Genomic DNA, 18,816 nt, shown 5'->3' on the forward strand with positions numbered 1-18,816 from the left:
CGGCCGGCGCGCCGGGAGCGCCCGGCGCCGCGGCGGTGCTCGCGACGGCGGCGTCGGCCACCGGCCCGCTCGGCGGTGCGGTCGTGACCGCCGATGCGGCGGTCTCCGCCGGAGTACCGGTCGTCTCGTCGACGAGGCTCTCACGCGGCATTGCGCACCAACTCCTTCCGCAGTCGCTCGGTGATCTCCGCGGCGAGCGCCGCGGGGTCGGCGCCGGCGGTCGCCCACTCCCCCGACACGCGGCCGGGCCGGCTGGAGAGCAGCACGATGCGCTGCCCGAGGCGCACGGCCTCCCGCACGTTGTGGGTGACGAAGACGATCGTGCGTCCCGTACGCCGCCAGACGCGTTCGAGTTCTTCGTGCAGCAGATCGCGCGTGATGGCGTCGAGCGCGGCGAACGGCTCGTCCATGAGCAGCACGGGCCGCTCCTGCGCGAGCGCCCGTGCGAGGGCGACGCGCTGGCGCATCCCGCCCGAGAGCTCGTGCGGCCGCTTGCCGGCCGCGTCGGCGAGGTTGACGGCGTCGAGCAGTTCGAGCGCGCGGGCCCGACGCTCGGCACGCGGCACGCCCGCGAGCTCGAGGGCGAGTTCGACGTTGCGCGACGCGGTGAGCCAGGGCATGAGCGCGGGCTCCTGGAACATCACGGCGGCACCGGCGTCGGGGATCTCGACCGTGCCCGCGGTCGGGCGGTCGAGTCCCGCGATCAGGTTCAGCAGCGTGGACTTGCCGCACCCGGAGGCGCCGAGGAGGCAGACGAACTCCCCATCGGCGATGTCGAGCCGGACATCCTCGAGCACGACGGGGCCGGCGCCGAAGCGCTTGCCGACGCCGGCGAGGCGGATCGCGACGGACATCCTCACTCGCTCCCGAGCCCGCCGGCGGACACCGGCTCGGCGCCGTCGGCCTCGAGGAGACCGTTCAGCAGCGACAGGTCGAAGAGGCCGTCGATCGAGCCGTCCTTCTGCGTGCCCGCTTCCAGGCCGTTCGCGACGAGGGTCTCGAAGGTCTCGGCGTGCGGGTCGGCGTCGAACGCGACGTGCTCGAGCGCGCGGTCGATCACGGCGGGCTCGAGGCCCTTGCCGGTGTCGGCCTCGAGCTTCGCGTTGATGACGCCGGCCGCCTCGTCCGGGTGCTCCGCGAGCCAGCCGAGGGCGGCGAGGTGGCCCTCGAGCAGCGCCTCGACCGTCTGCGGGTGCGCGGCGAGGAAGTCGGCGTTGACGAGCAGCACGGTCGTCGGGAACGCGCCGTCCTCCCAGAGGTCGGCCTCGTCGACGAGGACGTGCGCGCCGGCGTCGACGACGAGCCGCGATACCCACGGCTCCGGCAGCCAGGCGCCGTCGATCTCGCCCTGCTGGAACAGGGTGAGCGTCTGGGCGTTCTCGGTCGGGGTGATGGCGACGTCGCCGCCGCCGGAGGTGTCGGTCTCGTAGCCCTCGTCGGCGAGCCAGGCGCGCAGCGCGACGTCCTGGGTGTTGCCGAGCTGCGGCGTCGCGAGCGTCGCGCCCTCGAGGTCGGCCGGCGAGTCGATGCCGTCGCGCACGACCAGGGCCGCACCGCCGACGGCGGCGCCCGCGACGATGCGCGCCGACTGGCCGCCGGACTGGATGAACGTGTTGATCGAGGGGTTCGGGCCGATGTACGCGACGTCGATCGCGCCCGCGGTGAGCGCCTCGATCGCGGCCGGGCCGGCGTTGAAGACCTCGGTCGAGAGTTCGGTGCCGCCGAGCGCGTCGGCGAAGAACCCCTCCTCGAGCCCGACGAGGGCCGGCGCGTGGGTGACGTTGGCGAAGTAGCCGAGCGTCACCTCGTCGGCCGGCGCACCGCCCGCCGCGGCGACGTCGGCGGAGGCATCCGCGCCCGCGCAGCCGCCGAAGCCCATCGCGACGGCACCGGCGACGGCGACGAGGGCGGACAGGCGAACGGTCGAGCGGGTCATGGATCCTCCAGGGTTCGGTGCGGACGAGCGGTGCGGATGAGCGGTGGGTTCGGGGCCGGCGGTTCCGGCGCGGTCGGTTCGAGGGTGCCGAAGCCTGCTCAGGGAGCGGGCAGGACGATGCCGGCGGCGAGCGTCGCACCGTCGGCCGGTTCGATGACGAGGAACGACCCGGCTTCGCGGCTGACGGCGTAGGGCTCGACGGGGAGCTCGGCGGCGAGACGCAGTCGCACCCGGCCGATCTCGTTCGCCTCGAGCCGGTCGGCGTCGACGAGCTCGAACGTGTCGAGGTCGCGCATCGCCGTGACGGCGGCGATGATCGCGGGCACGGCGGCCGTGCCGTGCTTGACGAGCACGCGGTCGCCGATGCGGAGCGTGCGGCGGTCGAGCTGGAAGAGCTCCGCCTCGAACTCGCGTACGGGCTCGACCCGGTGCGAGACCGCGACGACGTGCGCGCCGCGTGCGGCATCCACGTCGTCGGCGAGCGAGAGCGAGACCGACTGCGGCGCGATCGCCTCGTCCGCCGGTTCACCCGCCACCCGGATGCCCGTCACGCGCGTGACGTGCCCGCCGGGCTCGACCCGTACCGCGTCGCCGACGGCGATGCGGCCCGAGGCGACTCGACCGGCCAGCGCCCGGTGGTCGCGGAGCGCCGCCACCGCATCCGGATCGGCGGCGAGGTCGGGCGCGAGCCCGCCCTGCGGACGGATGACGAGCTGCACGGGCAGCCGGAAGGGCTCCGCCTCGGGCGCGAGCTCCGCGGCCGCAGGCAGGGAACCGAGCAGGTCGAGCAGCGCCGGCCCGTCGTACCAGGGCGTGCGCGCCGAACGCTCGACGACGTTGTCGCCCTCGAGCGCCGACACGGGGATGACGTGCGTGCCCGGGATCCCGAGCGCCGCGGCCGCGGCGAGCGCGTCGGCCTCGACCCGGCGGAACGCGTCCTCGTCGAAGCCGAGCAGGTCGATCTTGTTCACGGCGACGACGAGGTGCGGCACGCCGAGCAGGGCGACGACGGCGAGGTGCCGCCGGGTCTGCTCGAGCACGCCGTGGCGAGCGTCGACGAGCACGACGACGGCATCGGCCGTCGTGGAGCCCGTGACCATGTTGCGCGTGTACTGCACGTGGCCGGGGCAGTCGGCGAGCACGAAGCTGCGCTCCCCCGTCGAGAAGTACCGGTAGGCGACGTCGATCGTGATGCCCTGCTCGCGCTCGGCGCGGAGGCCGTCGGTGAGCAGCGCGAAGTCGAAGCCGGTGCCGTGGCCGAAGCCGCGTTCGCGGGACGTGCGCTCGATCTGCTCGAGCTGGTCGGCGAGGATCGCCTTCGCGTCGTGGAGCAGCCGACCGACGAGGGTCGACTTGCCGTCGTCGACGCTGCCCGCGGTCGCGAAGCGGAAGAGGCTCGTCGCGCGCGGCGCGTCCTCGTCGGGCTGCGCTACGAGCGCGGTCAGTGCCGGCGTCAGAGTGTCGGTCATCAGAAGTACCCGTCCTTCTTGCGGTCCTCCATGGCCGGCGCCGGCGCAGCGGCGTTCGGTCGTGCGTTCATCAGAAGTACCCGTCCTTCTTGCGGTCCTCCATGGCCGGCGCCGGCGCAGCGGCGGTCGGTCGTGCGTTCATCAGAAGTACCCGTCCTTCTTGCGGTCCTCCATGGCCGGCGCCGGCGCAGCGGCGGTCGGTCGTGCGTTCATCAGAAGTACCCGTCCTTCTTGCGGTCCTCCATGGCCGCCTCGGAGAGGCGGTCGTCGGCGCGCGTGGCGCCGCGTTCGGTGATGGTCGACGCGGCCACCTCCCGCACGATCGCGGCGAGGTCGGCCGCGTCGGATTCCACGGCGCCCGTGCAGCTGAGGTCGCCGACCGTGCGGTAGCGCACGCGCTTGCGCTCGACGGTCTCGTCGGGCCGCGGCAGCGAGGAGTCGCCGACGGCGCGCCACATGCCGTCGCGGCGGAACACGTCGCGCTCGTGGGCGAAGTAGAGCGGGGGCAGCGGGATCTGCTCGCGTTCGAGGTAGCGCCACACGTCGAGCTCGGTCCAGTTGGAGATGGGGAACGCGCGCACGTGCTGGCCGGGCGTGTGCCGGCCGTTGTAGAGGCTCCAGAGCTCGGGGCGCTGGTTGCGCGGGTCCCACGCGCCGAACTCGTCGCGGAGCGAGATGATGCGCTCCTTGGCGCGCGCCTTGTCCTCGTCGCGCCGGGCCCCGCCGAAGACGGCGTCGTGGCGGCCGGCGGCGATGGCGTCGAGCAGGGGCCGCGTCTGCAGCGGGTTGCGGGTGCCGTCGGCGCGCTCGGCGAGCCGGCCGTCGTCGAGGTAGTCCTGCACGCGGGCGACCTCGAGTCGCACGCCGAGGCGCTCGACGGTCTCGTCGCGGAACGCGAGCACCTCGGGGAAGTTGTGGCCGGTGTCGACGTGCAGCACGGGGAACGGGACGCGTCCGGGACGGAAGGCCTTGGCCGCGAGGTGCAGCACGACGACCGAGTCCTTGCCGCCGGAGAAGAGCAGCACGGGCCGCTCGAACTCGGCGACGACCTCTCGGATGATGTGGATGGCCTCGGCCTCGAGCAGGTCGAGGGCATCGAGGCGCGTGGACGCGCCAGCGGACGCGCTTGCCTCGGTAATAGACGCAGTCATTCGTGGAGTCCGCATTCCGTCTTGGCGAGTCCGGCCCAGCGGCCGGAACGGGGGTCGTCGCCCGGGGCGACCCGGGCGGTGCACGGCGCGCAGCCGATCGAGGGGTAGCCGTCGGCGACGAGCGGGTTGACGATCGCCCCGAACGCGCCGGCGTAGTCGAGCAGGTCGTCGAAGCTCCAGGCGGCGAGCGGGTTGACCTTGACGAGGCCGTTGCGCTCGTCCCAGACCACGAGGGGCGTGTTCGCGCGGGTGGATGCCTCGTCGCGGCGCACCCCCGTGAACCACACCTCGTAGCCGCTCAGGGCGTCCTGGAGGGGCGCGACCTTGCGACGTGCGCAGCACGCACCGGGGTCGCGCTCGTGGAGCCGGGCGCCGAACTCGGCGTCCTGCTCGGCGACGCTCTGCTCGGCGGTGACGTCGACGACGCGCACCTCGAGGCCGGTGGCGACCGCGTCGCGCGTCGCGACCGTCTCGGCGAAGTGGTAGCCGGTGTCGAGGAAGAGCACGTCGACGCCGGGCAGGACGGTCGCCACGAGGTGCGGCAGCACGGCGTCGGCCATGGAGCATGCGACCGCGGCGGCACCGGTGTCGAACTCGCGGGCGACCCATTCGACGACGCCGTACGCGCTCGCCTCGCCGGGTGCCAGGCTCGCGAGCTCGGCGGCGCCAGCCTCGGCGAGCGCACGCAGCTCCTCCGGCGAGCGACGGACGCGGATGCGGGGCGCGAGTGCGACGCTCATCGCAGCACCGCCTCGTCGGCGCGGTGCGCCCATTCGGCGAACGTCTCGTCGGCCTCGGCGTCGCGCTCCTCCGCGAAGCGGCGCACGAGCCGCTCGACGTAGTCGGCGAGGCCGTCGGCGGTGACCTTGAGGCCGCGGACCGTGCGGCCGAGGCCGGCTTCGTCGCGGTCGCGGGAGGCGAGGCCGCCGCCGAGGTGCACCTGGAAGCCGGGGGTCTGGCCGCCGTCGCCGTCGGGCAGCAGCTGCCCCTTCAGGCCGATGTCGGCTGTCTGGATGCGGGCGCACGAGTTCGGGCAGCCGTTGACGTGCAGCGAGATCGGATGCGGCAGCTGCGGTTCGAGCTCGGCGAGCCGGGCTTCGAGCAGGGCCACGGCATCCGTCGCGGTCTGCTTCGTCTCGACGATCGCGAGCTTGCAGAACTCGATGCCCGTGCAGGCGATCGCGCCGCGGCGGAACAGGCTCGGCCGCGACTGCAGGCCGAGGACGTCGAGGCCGGCGACGAGCGAGTCGAGGCGGTCCTCGGCGACGTCGAGGATGACGAGCTTCTGGTGGGGCGTCGTGCGGAGCCGCGTCGACCCGTGGGCCTCGAGCAGATCGGCGAGGGCGGCGAGCGTCGGGCCGGAGACGCGGCCGACGACGGGCGTCACGCCGAGGTAGAAGCGGCCGTCGCGCTGGCGGTGCACGCCGACGTGGTCGCCGACGGTGGTCGCGGTCGGGGCGGCGGGGCCGTCGGGCAGCGGGGCATCCAGGTATTCGGTCTCGAGCACCTCGCGGAAGCGCTCGACGCCCCACTCGGCGAGGAGGAACTTCAGGCGGGCCTTGTTTCGCAGGCGTCGGAAGCCGTAGTCGCGGAAGATCTGGGCGACGCCGTGCCACACGTCGGCGACGCGCTCGGGGGCGACGAACACGCCGAGCCGCTCGGCGAGCCGGGGCGCCGTCGAGAGTCCCCCGCCGACCCACAGGTCGTAGCCGATGCCGAGCTCGGGGTGCTCGAGCGCGACGAAGGCGACGTCGTTGATCTCGTGCACGACGTCCTGCGACGGGTGCCCCGTGATCGCCGACTTGAACTTGCGCGGCAGGTTCGCGAGCGACTCGTCGCCGATGAAGCGGCTCGTGATCTCCTCGATCTGCGGCGTCGGGTCGATGAGCTCGTCGGCCGCGATGCCGGCTACGGGCGAGCCGAGCACGACGCGCGGCACGTCGCCGCACGCTTCGGTCGTGCCGAGGCCGACGGCTTCGAGGCGGCGCCAGATCTCGGGCACGTCCTCGACGCGGATCCAGTGGAGCTGGATGTTCTGGCGGTCGGTCAGGTCGGCGGTGCCGCGGCCGAACTCGGTCGAGATGCCGGCGATGACGCGGAGCTGCTCGGTCGTGAGCTGCCCGCCGTCGATGCGCACGCGGAGCATGAAGTACTCGTCCTCGAGCTCCTCCGGCTCCAGCGACGCGGTCTTGCCACCGTCGATGCCGGGCTTGCGCTGCGTGTAGAGGCCCCACCAGCGGAAGCGACCGTGCAGGTCGGTCGGGTCGATCGAGGCGAACCCGCCGGCGGCGTAGGTCGTCTCGATGCGTTCGCGGACGGCGAGGCCGCCGTCGGCCTGCTTCCACTCCTCGTTGCCGTTGAGCGGCGCGGTGCCGTCGATCTTCCACTGGCCGTTCGAACGGCCGTCGGCGCGCGGCGGGCGCACCCGTGCGGCGGATGCCTCGGGTCGCGCGGTCTCGCTGATCGTCATCGCCTGCTCTCCTTTCCGGTTCGTCCGGGCTCGGACTGCGTCGTCCCGGCCGCGGCGGTCGGTGCCGCCGGTTGCCGACCGGTGCCGACCCGGGACAAGCTACGGCCGTACCCGTGCGGCGTCATCGCGCGTCCGACCGACGCGGCAACACTCGGTGACGTCGCGTCATACTTCGACCGATTGCGTCACGAGCGCGCGGTCCGTGACGCGCGTCGCGAGGGCGTGCGTGGCGACGCCTTCCAGGTAGAGGCCGACGACCACGTCCACGAGGGCGGGATGCGTGCGGTCGGCTTCGGCGAGCGCCGCCGTCGTGATGTCGGCGCCGGCGCCCTCGGCGAGGGACTGGAAGTACCCCGGCGCGAGGAGGTAGCTCGCCGCGACGACGCGTCCGGCCCGGGGCCGTCCCGAGCGGGCCGCTCCGGCTCCGCCCCGCGTCGACCGCGTGGCTGCGATCGCGTCGTCCGCGCGCGGCTCGGCCGCCGAGAGGAAGGATGCCGTGACTGGCCGTCCGAGCCGGAGCGAGAGCTCGTCCGCCGTGCGGCGGCAGTCCGCGACGGCGGCGGCATCCGACGAGCCGGCCGCGATGAGCACGACCTCGTCGCCCGCGCGCAGGCCCGCTTCGTCGAGCCGGTCGACGAGGACGTCGACGAGCCGTTCGTCGGGGCCGAGGGCGGGCGTCGTCCGCACGTTCGGCCGCCCCCGGGTGGAGTCGGCGAGGTCGACCCGCACGTGGTACCCCGCCGAGAGCAGCAGCGGCACGAGCACGACCGGCTCGTCCGAGGGGATCAGCGCGAGCGAGTCATCCACGTCGGGAGCCTGCACGTCGACGTGCGCGAGCCGCACGTCGACGCCCGGCAGCCGATCGGCGACGGCCGCGACGAGTCGGGCGATCGCCGCCTGACCGGCGGGGTCGGCGGTGCCGTGGGAGACGGCGAGGAGGGTCGGAGCGGACATCCGCCCATCATCGGCATCGGCCCGAGGCGCCGCCGGGATGCGACGGAATGTTCCGTTGCGTTCCGCCGCGTGACGCGGCCCGACTCAGAAGCCGAGGCGGCCGAGCTGCTTCGGGTCGCGCTGCCAGTCCTTGGCGACCTTCACGTGGAGCGCGAGGTAGACCTTGCGGCCGAGCAGCTCCTCGATCTGGGCGCGCGCCGTCTGGCCGACCTCGCGGAGGCGCTGGCCGCCCTTGCCGATGATGATGCCCTTCTGGCTGTCGCGCTCGACGTAGACGTTCGCGTAGACCTCGACGAGGTCCCTGTCCTCCCGCTCGATGACGTCGTCGACGGTCACGGCGACCGAGTGCGGCAGTTCGTCGCTGACGCCCTCGAGCACGGCTTCGCGCACGAACTCCGCCATGCGCTCCTCGGCCTGCTCGTCGGTGAGGGCGTCCTCGGGGTAGAGGGGGTACTCGCTCGTCGGCAGGAGCTTCAGCAGTTCGTCGACGAGCACGTCGAGCTGCTCGCCCTTCGGCGCCGACACGGGGATGATCGTGGCCCACTCGCGCAACTGCGAGACGGCGAGCAGCTGATCGGCGACCTTCGCCTTGCCCGTCTTGTCGGTCTTCGTGACGATCGCGACCTTGAGCGCCCGCGGGTACTCCTCGAGCTGCTCGCTGATGAAGCGGTCGCCCGGTCCGATCGGCTCGTCGGCCGGCACGCAGAACGCGATGACGTCGACGTCGCCGAGGGTCGACTGCACGAGGTGGTTGAGCCGCTCGCCGAGCAGGGTGCGCGGACGGTGCACGCCCGGAGTGTCGACGAGGATGATCTGGCCGTTCGGCCGGTGCACGATGCCGCGGATCGCGCGGCGCGTCGTCTGCGGCTTCGAGGAGGTGATCGCGACCTTCTGGCCGACGAGCGCGTTCGTCAGCGTCGACTTGCCGACGTTGGGCCGGCCCACGAACGAGACGAAGCCCGCCCGGTACGGCGCGCTCGGCTCGGCGGCCGCGGCGGTGGTCTCGGTCGGTTCAGCCACGTCGGCTCCTCTCGTCGGCGCGGGCGTTGCGCCCGCGACCTGCAGTGTCGTCCGCGGCGCGCACGACGGGCAGACTGCCCGTGTGCCGGGACTCCCGTCGCCCCTCGAACGCCGTCATCGCGTCGATGAGCGACTGGTCGCGCCACGCGAGCACGGTCTGGATCCGGCCGCGGCGCCCGCTCGTGCGCTCGGCCTCGAGCACGAGCCCGCTGACCGTCACGGTGTCGCCCGGTGCGGCGATGCGCCCGAGTTCCTTGGCGACGAGCCCGCCGACCGAGTCGACGTCCTCGTCCTCGAGCTCGAGCCCGAAGAGCTCCCCGAGCTCGTCGATCGGCAGGCGCGCGTTGACACGGTACCGCTCGTCCGGGAGCGACTCGACGTCGGGCGCGTCCCGGTCGTACTCGTCGGTGATGTCGCCGACGAGCTCCTCGATGAGGTCCTCCATGGTCACGAGGCCGGCGATGCCGCCGTACTCGTCGACGACCATGGCGAGGTGGTTCGAGCGCTGCTGCATCTGCCGCAGCAGGGCGTCGGCGTTCAGGGACTCGGGCACGAACTCGGCGTCTCGCATGAGGTCGCCGGCAGTGAGGGATGCCGCGCCGTCGGGCCGCTCGAAGCTCACCCGTGCCAGGTCGCGGAGGTAGAGGATGCCGGCGATCTCGTCGGCGTCGCCGTCGATCACGGGGATGCGGGAGACGCCCGACTTGAGGAACAGCGCCATCGCGTCCGCGAGCGGGGCCGCGCGGTCGATGACGGTCATGTCGGTGCGCGGCACCATGACCGAGCGCACGATGGTCTCGTTGAACTCGAAGATCGAGTGGATGAGCTCGCGGTCGTCCTCCTCGAGCACGGCCTGCTCGGCGGCCTCGTCGACGAGGCTGAGCAGCTGCTCCTCGCTCGAGACGCCGGCGTAGCGGGCGCGGCCGGGGGTCACGCGATTGCCGAGGGCGACGAGGGCGTTGGCGAGCGGGCCCGTGCTCACCCGCACGATGCGGACGATGCGCGCCGAGGAGCGCACGATGCCCTCGGGGTGCGCGCGGCCCACGGAGCGGGGGCTCGTGCCCACGAGCACGAAGGAGACGCCGATCATGATCGCCGCGGAGGCGATGAGCACGAGCCACCAGCTCTCGAGCAGCTCGGTGAAGGCGATCGTGACGAGCACCGCCGCGGTCGTCTCGACGATGATGCGCACGAAGTTGATCGCGTTGACGTGGGCGCCCGGGTCGTCGGCGATCGCGAGGATCGAGCGACGTGCACGGGAGCGCTCGGCGAGCTCGACGAGGTCGGCCCGGGACAGGGACTGCAACGCCGCGTCCGCCGCGGCCATGAAGCCGCCGAAGGCGACGAGGACCGCGGCGATCGCGAAGCACCAGGCGGCGAGCATGGTCAGCGTCGTCGCTCCTGCATCGCGAACCCGACGAGGATGTCGCGCTGGAGGCCGAACATCTCCTTCTCCTCGTCCGGCTCGGCGTGGTCGAAGCCGAGCAGGTGCAGGATGCCGTGGGTCGTCAGCAGCTGCAGCTCGTCGGTGAGGCCGTGCCCCGCCGTCTTCGCCTGCTCGATCGCGACCTGCGGGCAGAGCACGATGTCGCCGAGGAGGCCGGCCGGCGTCGGCTCGTCGAGCGTGCCGGGGCGCAGCTCGTCCATGGGGAAGCTCAGCACGTCAGTCGGGCCGGGCTCGTCCATCCACTGCACGTGCAGCTGCTCCATGGCGCCCTCGTCGACGAGCACGACCGCCAGCTCGGCGTCGCGGTGCACGTGCAGCGCGTCGAGCGCGTACACGGCGACGCGCTGCAGCGCCGCCTCGTCGACCTCGATCGCCGACTCGTTGTTGATCTCGATGCTCACGGATGCTCCGCTCTCGCAGGGGTGGTCGGTCGGTTCACGCGGCGCTTCAGCTGATGCCGCGGCGCTGCTGGTGATCGCGCGGCGCGCGGCCGCGGCGTTCGGCGCGGTTGGCGAACTCGCGAGCCTGCTCGCGCTCGTAGCGGCCCGCCTGCTGCTTCTGGTCGTACTCCGTGTAGGCGTCGACGATGCGGCCGACGAGCGAATGGCGCACGACGTCTTCGCTCGTGAGGCGCTGGAAGGCGATGTCGTCGATGCGATCGAGGATGCGCGTGACGAGCCGGAGGCCCGAGGACGCCGTCGGCAGGTCGACCTGGGTGATGTCGCCCGTGACCACCATCTTGGAGCCGAAGCCGAGGCGGGTGAGGAACATCTTCATCTGCTCGGGCGTCGTGTTCTGCGCCTCGTCGAGGATGACGAAGGAGTCGTTGAGCGTGCGGCCGCGCATGTAGGCCAGCGGTGCGACCTCGACGGTGCCGGCCGCGAGCAGCTTCGGCACGAGCTCGGGGTCCATCATCTCGTTGAGCGCGTCGTAGAGGGGCCGCAGGTACGGATCGATCTTGTCGGTGAGCGTGCCGGGCAGGAATCCCAGGCGCTCGCCGGCCTCGATGGCGGGTCGGCTCAGGATGATCCGCGAGACCTCCTTGCGCATGAGCGCCTGGACGGCCTTCGCCATCGCGAGGTAGGTCTTGCCCGTGCCGGCGGGGCCGATGCCGAACGTGACGGTGTGCTCGTCGATCGCGTCGACGTAGTCGCGCTGGCCCGCCGTCATGGGACGGATCGTCTTGCCGCCGCGCTGGAGGATGACCTCGCCGAGCATCGCGCTCGGCCGTGCGGTCGGGTCGCGGTCGATGATGCGCTTCGAGGAGACGACCTCCGTGGGCGACGGGTCGACGCCCGTGCGCACGAGCTCCTGGAGCTCCTCGATGAGGCGCCGCACGCGGCCCACCTCGTCGGGTGCGCCGCGCAGCACGATCTCGTTGCCGCGCACGTGCACGTCGACGTCGGGGTGCTCCCGTTCGATCGTCGTGAGCAGCCGGTCCTGCGGCCCCAGCAGACGCACCATGGCGACGCCGTCGATCTCCAGCCGCGCCTCGGCGACCGGCCGGGTCACGGCCTCCTCGTCCGCGTCGATACGATCGCGACCGGGTCGTTCACTGTCCGGCAAGCGTGCCCTCCTCGAGTCCGCCGGCGAGCACATGGGCGTGCACGTGGAAGACGGTCTGGCCCGCATTGGGGCCGGTGTTGAAGACGAGTCGGAACTGGCCGTCGGCCAGCTCCCCCGCGATGCGCGACGCCGCGGCGACCAGTTCGGCCAGCAGCGCGGGGTCGCCGGCGGCGAGTTCGACGACGTCGGCGTAGGCCTCGGTCTTCGGCGTCACGACGACGTGGACCGGGGCCTTCGGCGCGATGTCGTGGAAGGCGATCAGCCGCTCGTCCTCGAAGACGACGTTCGCCGGGATCTCGCGCGCGATGATGCGGCTGAACACGGACGGGGCGGCACCGGTTTCGCTCATCCCCTCAGTCTACCGGGGGCTCCGCCGCCGGGGCCGGGCGGTTCGCCCTCGGCGTTCGCGGGAGCGGCGGCGTCCTCGCGGTTCCACAGCATCCGATAGAAGTCGAGGCGCTCCGCATCGGGCTCGATGCCGTAGGCGGCGAACAACGCTCCCTCGTGCCCGGCGCCGAAGTTCCAGTCGAGGCTCATCGAGGCGACCGCGAGATCCGCCCAGCGGTCGGCGACGCCGAGACCGCCGAGATCGACGTGCCCGCGCCACCGGCCGTCGTCCCCGATGAGGGTGTTCGGGGCGCACGCGTCGCCGTGGCAGACGACGAGCCGATCGATCGACGGATGCGGGAGCGCCCAGCCGCGCTCGGCCGGCGACCAGTCGAACGGGCACTCCGCCACGGGCAGCGCCTCGTGCAGCGCCCGGAGTCCGGCGCCGATCGCCGCGGCCGCCGCAGCGGGGTCCGCCCGGACGCGCTCGTCGACCGCGCTGCGGCCGGGCAGCGCGGCGGTCACGAGCAGCTCCCCCGAGGCATCCGATTCGACGGCGAGCACGTGCGGCACCGGATGGAACCGCCCCGCCCACTCCAGGCGCACGGCCTCGTCCCGGAGCGGGATGCCGACGCCCTCGGGCATCCATTTCAGGAATCGATCGCCGTCGCGGAACGTCAGCCCGCCGAGGCCGTTGCGCCACACGGCCTCGAGCGGTCCGCGAGCGGCGGCGACGACGAGCGCCGGCAGCTCGACCGGTCCCTCCGGCCGCCCCGCGAGGTCGGCGGGGACCTCGTTCACCAGCGGCCGAGCGCCGTCTGCAGCGCGGCGATCGCCGCCGGCCCGGCCGTGGAGGTGCGCAGCACGCCGTCGCCGAGGCGCACGAGCTCGGCGCCCGCGGCTTCCAACGCGCGCAGTTCCTCGGGGGCGATGCCGCCCTCCGGACCGACCACCAGGGCCACGTCGCGGCCGTCGAGGTCGAGGTCGCCGAAGCGCACCGACGCGGACGGCTCGAGCACGAGCACGCGCGTGCCGGCGAGGGCCGCGGGCAGCTGCTTCGTCGTGGCGAGCGGGGCGACCTCGGGCAGCCACGCGCGCAGCGACTGCTTCACCGCCTCGCGGGCGATGCTCGCCCACCGGGCGCGGCCCTTCTCGGCCTTCTTCGCATCCCACCGGGAGACCGATCGGGCGGACGCCCACGGCACGATGGCATCCACGCCGAGCTCGGTCGCGGCTTGCACGGCGAGTTCGTCGCGGTCGCCCTTCGCGAGCGCCTGCACGAGCGTGAACCGCGGGGTCGAGGCATCCTCGGTGCGCACCGACTCGATCTCGACCGAGAGTCGCGACGGTTCGGCGACCGTCACGACACCGCGGGCGACGAGCCCGCGCCCGTTGCCGAGCTCGATCGACTCGCCGACGCGGAGCCGGGCGACCTGCACCGCGTGGCGGGACTCCTCGCCGCCGAGGGTCACGAGCGCGCCCGACTCGGTCGTCTCGAGCGATTCGTCGAGGTAGCGGTTCGCCATGCGCCCTCCCCTGGATCCGTTCCGAACCTAGCCGAGGAAGCGGTCGCGCAACCGCGCGAACAGTCCCTGCTGGAACTGCGCGAGCTCCGGACCCTTCGACTTCTTCGACGACGCGAACTGCTCGATGAGCTCGCGCTCGCGGCCGGAGAGCTTCGTCGGAGTGACGACGTGCACGCCGATGCGCAGGTCGCCGCGCCCGCTGCCGCGGAGCTTGGTCACGCCGCGGTCCTTGACCGTGATGATCTCGCCCGCCTGGATGCCCGCCTTGATCTCGACGTCGACGTCGCCGTCGAGGCCGGGGATCGTGGTGTTCGTGCCGAGGATCGCGTCGGTCATCGGCACCTCGAGCGTGGCGAGCAGGTCGTCGCCGTTGCGCGAGAACACGTCGTGGCTCCGCACCTTGATCTCGAGGTAGAGGTCGCCGTTCGGTCCGCCGGCAGGGCCGGCCTCGCCGGAACCGGGCATCTGGATGCGCGTGCCCGTGTCGACGCCCGCGGGGATGTCGACCGGAACGCTGCGACGCGCGCGCACGCGGCCCTGGCCCTGGCAGGTCACGCACGGGGTCTGGATGACCGTGCCGTAGCCGCGGCACGTGCCGCACGGGCTCGAGGTCACGACGTTGCCGAGCAGCGAGCGCACCTGGCGCTGGATCTGACCGGTGCCGCGGCAGATGTCGCAGGTCACGGGCGAGGTGCCGGGCGCGCAGCAGGAACCGTTGCACGTCTCGCACACGACGGCCGTGTCGACCTCGAGGTCGCGGTGCGTGCCGAAGACGACCTCGTCGAGGTCCACTTCGACTCGCAGCAGCGCGTCCTGGCCGCGCTCGCGGCGGCTGCGGGGCCCGCGGGTGCCGCCGCCCCCGCCGCCGAAGAACGTCTCGAAGATGTCGCCGAAGCCGCCGAAGCCGGCGCCGCCCGCGCCGCCGAACGGCGAGCCGGAGCCGCCCTGGTCGTACTGGCGCCGCTGCGCAGGGTCGGAGAGCACGTCGTAGGCGTGGGTCACGAGCTTGAAGCGCTCGGAGGCCTCGGTGCTCGGGTTGACGTCGGGGTGGAGCTCCCGGGCGAGTCGCCGATACGCCTTCTTGATCTCCTCGGTGCTCGCGTCGCGGGCGACGCCGAGCACCTCGTAGTGGTCAGCCACAGGCTGGGAGTCCTTTCGATTCGGGATGCGGGATCGCTCGGGCGCAGCGCGCCGCGCGCGGCTCAGTGTTCGCCGAGCGTCCGCGAGAGATAGCGGGCCACCGCGCGTACGGCGGCCATGTTGCTGGAGTAGTCCATGCGGGTCGGGCCGAGCACGCCGAGCCGGGACACGTCGATGCCTCCGGCGCTGAACGTGGACGCGATGACCGACGTGTCGGCGAGGCCGAACGGGGCGTTCTCACGACCGATGGAGACGGTGAGGCCGTGCTGGTCGGCCGCCATCTCGCCGAAGAGGCGCAGCAGCACGACCTGCTCCTCGATCGCCTCGATGACGTCGAAGATGCGGCCCGAGAAGTCCTGCTCGGTGCGCACGAGGTTCGCGGCGCCGGCGACGACGAGCTTGTCGACGCGCTGCGCGCGGGCCTGCTCGGCGAGGGCCGCCGCGAGCCGGCCGACGGCGCCGGCGTGCTCGGGCAGGCCGAGGTCGTCGATCGTGTCGAGCTTCGCGGAGGCCTCGACCACGTCGAGGCCGTCGACGAGGGCGTTCAGGCGCTCCCGCAGGGTCTCGACGGTCTCGGCGACGAGCGCCTCGCCGAGGTCGACGACGCGCTGCTCGACGAGCCCGGCGTCGGTGATGAGCATGACGAGCAGTCGGGATGCCGAGAGCGGCACGAGCTCGACATGGCGCACGCGCGAGGCGCCGAAGCTCGGCACCTGCACGACGGCGAGCTGCCGCGTGAACTGGGCGACGAGGCGCACGGTGCGCGCGAGGAGTTCGTCGAGGTCTGCCGACTCGCCGAGGAACGTGTCGATGGCCTGGCGCTGCGGCGACGTCAACGGACGCTGCTCCGCCAACTGGTCGACGAAGACGCGGTAGCCCTTGTCGGTCGGGATGCGCCCCGACGACGTGTGCGGCGCGGCGATCAGCTCCTCCTCTTCGAGGAGGGCCATATCGTTGCGGATCGTCGCGGCGGAGACGCCGAAGGAGTGCCGCTCGACGATCGTCTTCGAACCGACCGGCTCGCGCGACGCGACGTAGTCCTGGACGATCGCGCGGAGCACCGCGAGGCTGCGTTCGGAGACCATCGGCGACTGCACTCCTCTCCTGCTGGCACTCTCGTGAGCTGACTGCCAATACTACCGCGTCGACCCGAGTCGCCCGCCGTTGCCGCGCGGTGCGGTGGGGCGATAGCGTGAGCATCCGTCGGCTGCGTCCGTCCCCCGGATCGGGGACGTGGAGCGCCGGCGGACCCCGCCCCTCCCCCCGCACCGCGCCCCCCGCGCATCCACCGGAAGGAACCATGACCGACCAGCAGCAGCCCGCTTACGGCGGCGCACCCGAGCCGCTGTCCCCCGCCTCCGACGTCCAGTTGGCGTCCTTCGCCCACCTCGGCGGCATCCTCTTCTTCCCGCCCAGCCTCATCATCTGGCTCGTCTTCAAGGACCGCGGCCGTTTCACCGCCGTCGAGGCGAAGGAAGCCCTGAACTTCCAGATCACGATCCTCATCGGCGCGGTCGCGCTCGCCATCGTCACCGGCATCCTCGGCGCGATCTTCGGCGCGATCCCCTTCATCGGCTGGGTCTTCGCCATGCTCTTCGGCCTGCTCAACTGGGCGCCGTGGATCATCTCGGTAGTCTTCTCGATCATCGCCTTCCTGCAGGTCAAGGACGGCAAGCACTACCGCTACCCCTTCGCCATCCGCCTCATCAAGTGAGGCATCGCTCGGGCGCGCCCTCTTCCGGCGGCCGCCCGGCGGTGCTACCCCTCGAATGAGCGGCCCGGAAACGACCGCGCACGACGAACAGGAGACCGAGATGTCCGATTACCCGCCGCCTCCGCAGCAGCCGCCCGCCGCACCGCCGCCCCCGCCGAACGAGCCCTACGGCGGCACGTCGGCGCAGCTCAGCCCCGCCGATGAGAAGCTCTGGGCGACCCTCATCCACATCGGCGGCATCTTCTTCAGCTTCATTCCGTCGCTCATCGGCTACCTGATCCTGAAGGACAAGGGCCCGTTCATCCGCGCGCACACCGCGACGGCGCTGAACTTCCAGATCTCGCTCTTCATCTACTACGCCGTCGGCGCGGTGCTCAGCATCGTGATCATCGGCATCTTCATCGTCATCGCCGTCGCGATCGTGGACATCATCTTCTCGATCATCGCCGCGGTGAAGGCGAACCAGGGTCAGCCCTACACCTACCCGCTCGCGATCAAGTTCGTCTCCTGAGACGAGCCGATCGGCCGGCCGCAGTCCCTTCGGGGCTGCGGCCGCGTTCGTTCCGGGCGCGCTTCGCGCCGCCGAGGAGAGCTCGGACCCTATTCGGCGCCGTCGAGCAGGCGCCGCACGACGGCGTCGGCGAGGAGCCGCCCGCGCAGCGTCAGCACGATGCGACCTCGGATGGCGGACTTCGCCTCGACGAGCCCGTCGGCGATGAGCCCCGCGACCGCGTGACGGCCGCCGGTGTGGAGGCCGGCGACATCCAGCCCGTCGCGGATGCGGCTGAGCAGCAGCACCCGCTCGGTCTCGCGGGTGTCGGCGTCGAGGGTCTCGCGGCCGACGGCGGGCGAGTCACCCGCGATGATGCGGCCCGCGTAGGCCGCCGGGTGCTTCGCGTTCCACCAGCGCACGCCGCCGACGTGCGAGTGCGCACCGGGGCCGACGCCCCACCAGTCGTCGCCGCGCCAGTAGCCGAGGTTGTGGCGGGAGCGCTGCGACTCATCGAGCGCCCAGTTGCTCACCTCGTACCACTCGTAGCCGGCGGCGCCGAGCAGGCCGTCGGCGAGCTCGTACATGTCGGCCTCGAGGTCGTCGTCGGGCTCGGGGTATTCGCCGCGTGCGATCTGGCGGGCGAGCTTCGTGCCGTCCTCGACGATGAGCGCGTACGCCGAGAGGTGGTCGGGGCGGCTCGCGAGCGCCGACTCGAGGCTCGTGCGCCAGTCGTCGAGCGACTCCCCCGGCGTGCCGTAGATGAGGTCGAGGCTCACGTCGAGGCCGGCCTCACGGGCCCACTCGACGACCTGCGGCACCCGCTCGGGGTCGTGGGTGCGGTCGAGGGTCGCCAGCACGTGCGGCACCGCGGACTGCATGCCGAACGACACGCGCGTGAAGCCGCCGTCGACGAGGCGGCGCAGGTAGGCGGCATCCACGGAATCGGGGTTGGCCTCGGTCGTGACTTCGGCCCCGGGCGCGAACCCCCACGCGTCGCGCACCGCCCCGAGCATGCGCACGAGGTCGTCGGCGGGCAGGAGCGTCGGCGTGCCGCCGCCGAAGAAGACCGTGGATGCCGCGCGCGCCGGAACTCCGGACGCCTCGAGCACCGCGCGGCCGAACCCGACCTCGACGATCGCCTGGCTCGCGTAGTCGGACTGGCTGACGCCGCGCAGCTCGGTCGCCGTGTAGGTGTTGAAGTCGCAGTAGCCGCAGCGCACCCGGCAGAACGGCACGTGGAGGTAGACGCCGAACGCGCGGCTGTCTGCGCCCACAGCCGCGCCCGGCGGCAGCAGGCCGTCGGCGGGGGCGGGATCGGCGATCGGGAGCGGCCCGGCCACGTCAGCGGTCGCCGGGAGCGGCCCGGTCGTCGTGCTCGGCGGCGGCGAGGTCGGCGAGGCGACGCTCGTAGCGGTTCGTCTGGTACTCGGGCACCGCGGCGCGGGAGGCGGCGAGGGCCGCCATGATCTCGGCGGGCGAGAGCTGGTCGTCGTCGACGGGCGTCGGCTCGGCCGGTGCGGCCGCCGATGTCGACGCCGCAGGAGCAGGTGCGGCGGCGCGGGCGGGTGCCGCGGGCGCGGGTGCCGACGGCCGTGCGGGGAGG

General features: G+C 72.7%; 20 protein-coding genes. 2 read left to right on the forward strand and 18 right to left on the reverse strand.

Annotated features, from left to right (window positions below; translation table 11 throughout):
- Positions 1-140 precede the first annotated feature (140 nt).
- The 16 genes from GB864_RS14625 to hrcA form a co-directional block, all read right to left on the reverse strand.
- Entirely contained in the window at positions 141-854 is a 714-nt protein-coding gene (locus GB864_RS14625; RefSeq protein WP_160426351.1) for an ABC transporter ATP-binding protein, read from the reverse strand.
- A gap of 2 nt (positions 855-856) precedes the next feature.
- Positions 857-1,936, reverse strand: coding sequence for an ABC transporter substrate-binding protein (locus GB864_RS14630; protein ID WP_160426352.1), 1,080 nt, complete (start codon positions 1,934-1,936; stop codon positions 857-859).
- A gap of 98 nt (positions 1,937-2,034) precedes the next feature.
- On the reverse strand, positions 2,035-3,405 hold the full coding sequence (locus GB864_RS14635; RefSeq protein WP_160426354.1) for a sulfate adenylyltransferase subunit 1: 1,371 nt from the start codon (positions 3,403-3,405) through the stop codon (positions 2,035-2,037).
- 212 nt (positions 3,406-3,617) lie between these two features.
- Positions 3,618-4,556, reverse strand: a complete 939-nt coding sequence (gene cysD / locus GB864_RS14640; RefSeq protein ID WP_160426356.1) for a sulfate adenylyltransferase subunit CysD — start codon at positions 4,554-4,556, stop codon at positions 3,618-3,620.
- Complete coding sequence (locus tag GB864_RS14645) at positions 4,553-5,296, reverse strand: phosphoadenylyl-sulfate reductase (RefSeq protein ID WP_160426358.1); 744 nt, start codon at positions 5,294-5,296, stop codon at positions 4,553-4,555. The genes cysD and GB864_RS14645 overlap by 4 nt, the downstream gene beginning before the upstream one ends.
- Positions 5,293-7,026: a nitrite/sulfite reductase gene (locus tag GB864_RS14650; protein WP_160426360.1), complete on the reverse strand. Its 1,734-nt coding sequence runs from the start codon at positions 7,024-7,026 to the stop codon at positions 5,293-5,295. The genes GB864_RS14645 and GB864_RS14650 overlap by 4 nt, the downstream gene beginning before the upstream one ends.
- A gap of 165 nt (positions 7,027-7,191) precedes the next feature.
- A complete protein-coding gene (locus GB864_RS14655; RefSeq protein WP_160426362.1) occupies positions 7,192-7,980 on the reverse strand; it encodes a sirohydrochlorin chelatase in 789 nt (262 codons plus the stop codon).
- An 84-nt stretch (positions 7,981-8,064) separates the two neighbouring features.
- Complete coding sequence (era, locus tag GB864_RS14660) at positions 8,065-9,000, reverse strand: GTPase Era (RefSeq protein ID WP_160426364.1); 936 nt, start codon at positions 8,998-9,000, stop codon at positions 8,065-8,067.
- Positions 8,993-10,384, reverse strand: a complete 1,392-nt coding sequence (locus tag GB864_RS14665) for a hemolysin family protein (RefSeq protein ID WP_160426366.1) — start codon at positions 10,382-10,384, stop codon at positions 8,993-8,995. The genes era and GB864_RS14665 overlap by 8 nt, the downstream gene beginning before the upstream one ends.
- Before the next feature lie 2 nt (positions 10,385-10,386).
- A complete protein-coding gene (gene ybeY / locus GB864_RS14670) occupies positions 10,387-10,848 on the reverse strand; it encodes an rRNA maturation RNase YbeY (protein WP_160426368.1) in 462 nt (153 codons plus the stop codon).
- Positions 10,849-10,894: 46 nt separating this feature from the next.
- On the reverse strand, positions 10,895-11,911 hold the full coding sequence (locus GB864_RS14675) for a PhoH family protein (RefSeq protein ID WP_236779150.1): 1,017 nt from the start codon (positions 11,909-11,911) through the stop codon (positions 10,895-10,897).
- 88 nt (positions 11,912-11,999) lie between these two features.
- Positions 12,000-12,362, reverse strand: a complete 363-nt coding sequence (locus GB864_RS14680; RefSeq protein WP_160426372.1) for an HIT domain-containing protein — start codon at positions 12,360-12,362, stop codon at positions 12,000-12,002.
- The gene (locus tag GB864_RS14685; protein ID WP_160426374.1) at positions 12,359-13,141 is read right to left on the reverse strand and encodes a phosphotransferase; all 783 of its coding nucleotides are present in this window, start codon (positions 13,139-13,141) and stop codon (positions 12,359-12,361) included. The genes GB864_RS14680 and GB864_RS14685 overlap by 4 nt, the downstream gene beginning before the upstream one ends.
- A complete protein-coding gene (locus GB864_RS14690) occupies positions 13,138-13,866 on the reverse strand; it encodes a 16S rRNA (uracil(1498)-N(3))-methyltransferase (RefSeq protein WP_160426376.1) in 729 nt (242 codons plus the stop codon). The genes GB864_RS14685 and GB864_RS14690 overlap by 4 nt, the downstream gene beginning before the upstream one ends.
- 27 nt (positions 13,867-13,893) lie before the next feature.
- Positions 13,894-15,006 carry a molecular chaperone DnaJ gene (gene dnaJ / locus GB864_RS14695; RefSeq protein WP_160426378.1) on the reverse strand — a complete coding sequence of 371 codons (1,113 nt, stop codon included), beginning with the start codon at positions 15,004-15,006 and terminating at the stop codon, positions 13,894-13,896.
- A gap of 62 nt (positions 15,007-15,068) precedes the next feature.
- A complete protein-coding gene (gene hrcA, locus GB864_RS14700; protein WP_160426380.1) occupies positions 15,069-16,091 on the reverse strand; it encodes a heat-inducible transcriptional repressor HrcA in 1,023 nt (340 codons plus the stop codon).
- 215 nt (positions 16,092-16,306) lie between these two features.
- On the opposite strand from hrcA, the gene GB864_RS14705 reads away from it, so the two are divergent.
- A complete protein-coding gene (locus GB864_RS14705; RefSeq protein ID WP_160426382.1) occupies positions 16,307-16,720 on the forward strand; it encodes a DUF4870 domain-containing protein in 414 nt (137 codons plus the stop codon).
- Between the two features lie 100 nt (positions 16,721-16,820).
- Positions 16,821-17,231, forward strand: coding sequence for a DUF4870 domain-containing protein (locus GB864_RS14710; protein WP_160426383.1), 411 nt, complete (start codon positions 16,821-16,823; stop codon positions 17,229-17,231).
- Between the two features lie 89 nt (positions 17,232-17,320).
- On the opposite strand, the gene hemW is transcribed toward GB864_RS14710, so the two are convergent.
- Together hemW and GB864_RS18585 are read right to left on the reverse strand one after the other, a co-directional pair.
- Complete coding sequence (gene hemW, locus GB864_RS14715) at positions 17,321-18,553, reverse strand: radical SAM family heme chaperone HemW (RefSeq protein WP_160426386.1); 1,233 nt, start codon at positions 18,551-18,553, stop codon at positions 17,321-17,323.
- A gap of 1 nt (position 18,554) precedes the next feature.
- Positions 18,555-18,816, reverse strand: a 262-nt coding sequence (locus GB864_RS18585) for a hypothetical protein (protein WP_236779149.1), incomplete at its 5' end; no start/stop codon positions are given.

The organism is Agromyces seonyuensis (assembly GCF_009789225.1).
In the GTDB taxonomy this organism is placed as follows: Bacteria; Actinomycetota; Actinomycetes; order Actinomycetales; family Microbacteriaceae; genus Agromyces; species Agromyces seonyuensis.

Bases quoted from the DNA above. Each gene is read 5' to 3' on its own strand.
- GB864_RS14625 (WP_160426351.1), bottom strand. From the start codon at position 854: ATGTCCGTCGCGATCCGCCTCGCCGGCGTCGGCAAGCGCTTCGGCGCC.
- GB864_RS14630 (WP_160426352.1), bottom strand. From the start codon at position 1,936: ATGACCCGCTCGACCGTTCGCCTGTCCGCCCTCGTCGCCGTCGCCGGT.
- GB864_RS14635 (WP_160426354.1), bottom strand. From the start codon at position 3,405: ATGACCGACACTCTGACGCCGGCACTGACCGCGCTCGTAGCGCAGCCC.
- cysD (WP_160426356.1), bottom strand. From the start codon at position 4,556: ATGACTGCGTCTATTACCGAGGCAAGCGCGTCCGCTGGCGCGTCCACG.
- GB864_RS14645 (WP_160426358.1), bottom strand. From the start codon at position 5,296: ATGAGCGTCGCACTCGCGCCCCGCATCCGCGTCCGTCGCTCGCCGGAG.
- GB864_RS14650 (WP_160426360.1), bottom strand. From the start codon at position 7,026: ATGACGATCAGCGAGACCGCGCGACCCGAGGCATCCGCCGCACGGGTG.
- GB864_RS14655 (WP_160426362.1), bottom strand. From the start codon at position 7,980: ATGTCCGCTCCGACCCTCCTCGCCGTCTCCCACGGCACCGCCGACCCC.
- GB864_RS14665 (WP_160426366.1), bottom strand. From the start codon at position 10,384: ATGCTCGCCGCCTGGTGCTTCGCGATCGCCGCGGTCCTCGTCGCCTTC.
- GB864_RS14675 (WP_236779150.1), bottom strand. From the start codon at position 11,911: ATGGTGCGTCTGCTGGGGCCGCAGGACCGGCTGCTCACGACGATCGAA.
- GB864_RS14680 (WP_160426372.1), bottom strand. From the start codon at position 12,362: ATGAGCGAAACCGGTGCCGCCCCGTCCGTGTTCAGCCGCATCATCGCG.
- GB864_RS14690 (WP_160426376.1), bottom strand. From the start codon at position 13,866: ATGGCGAACCGCTACCTCGACGAATCGCTCGAGACGACCGAGTCGGGC.
- hrcA (WP_160426380.1), bottom strand. From the start codon at position 16,091: ATGGTCTCCGAACGCAGCCTCGCGGTGCTCCGCGCGATCGTCCAGGAC.
- GB864_RS14705 (WP_160426382.1), top strand. From the start codon at position 16,307: ATGACCGACCAGCAGCAGCCCGCTTACGGCGGCGCACCCGAGCCGCTG.
- GB864_RS14710 (WP_160426383.1), top strand. From the start codon at position 16,821: ATGTCCGATTACCCGCCGCCTCCGCAGCAGCCGCCCGCCGCACCGCCG.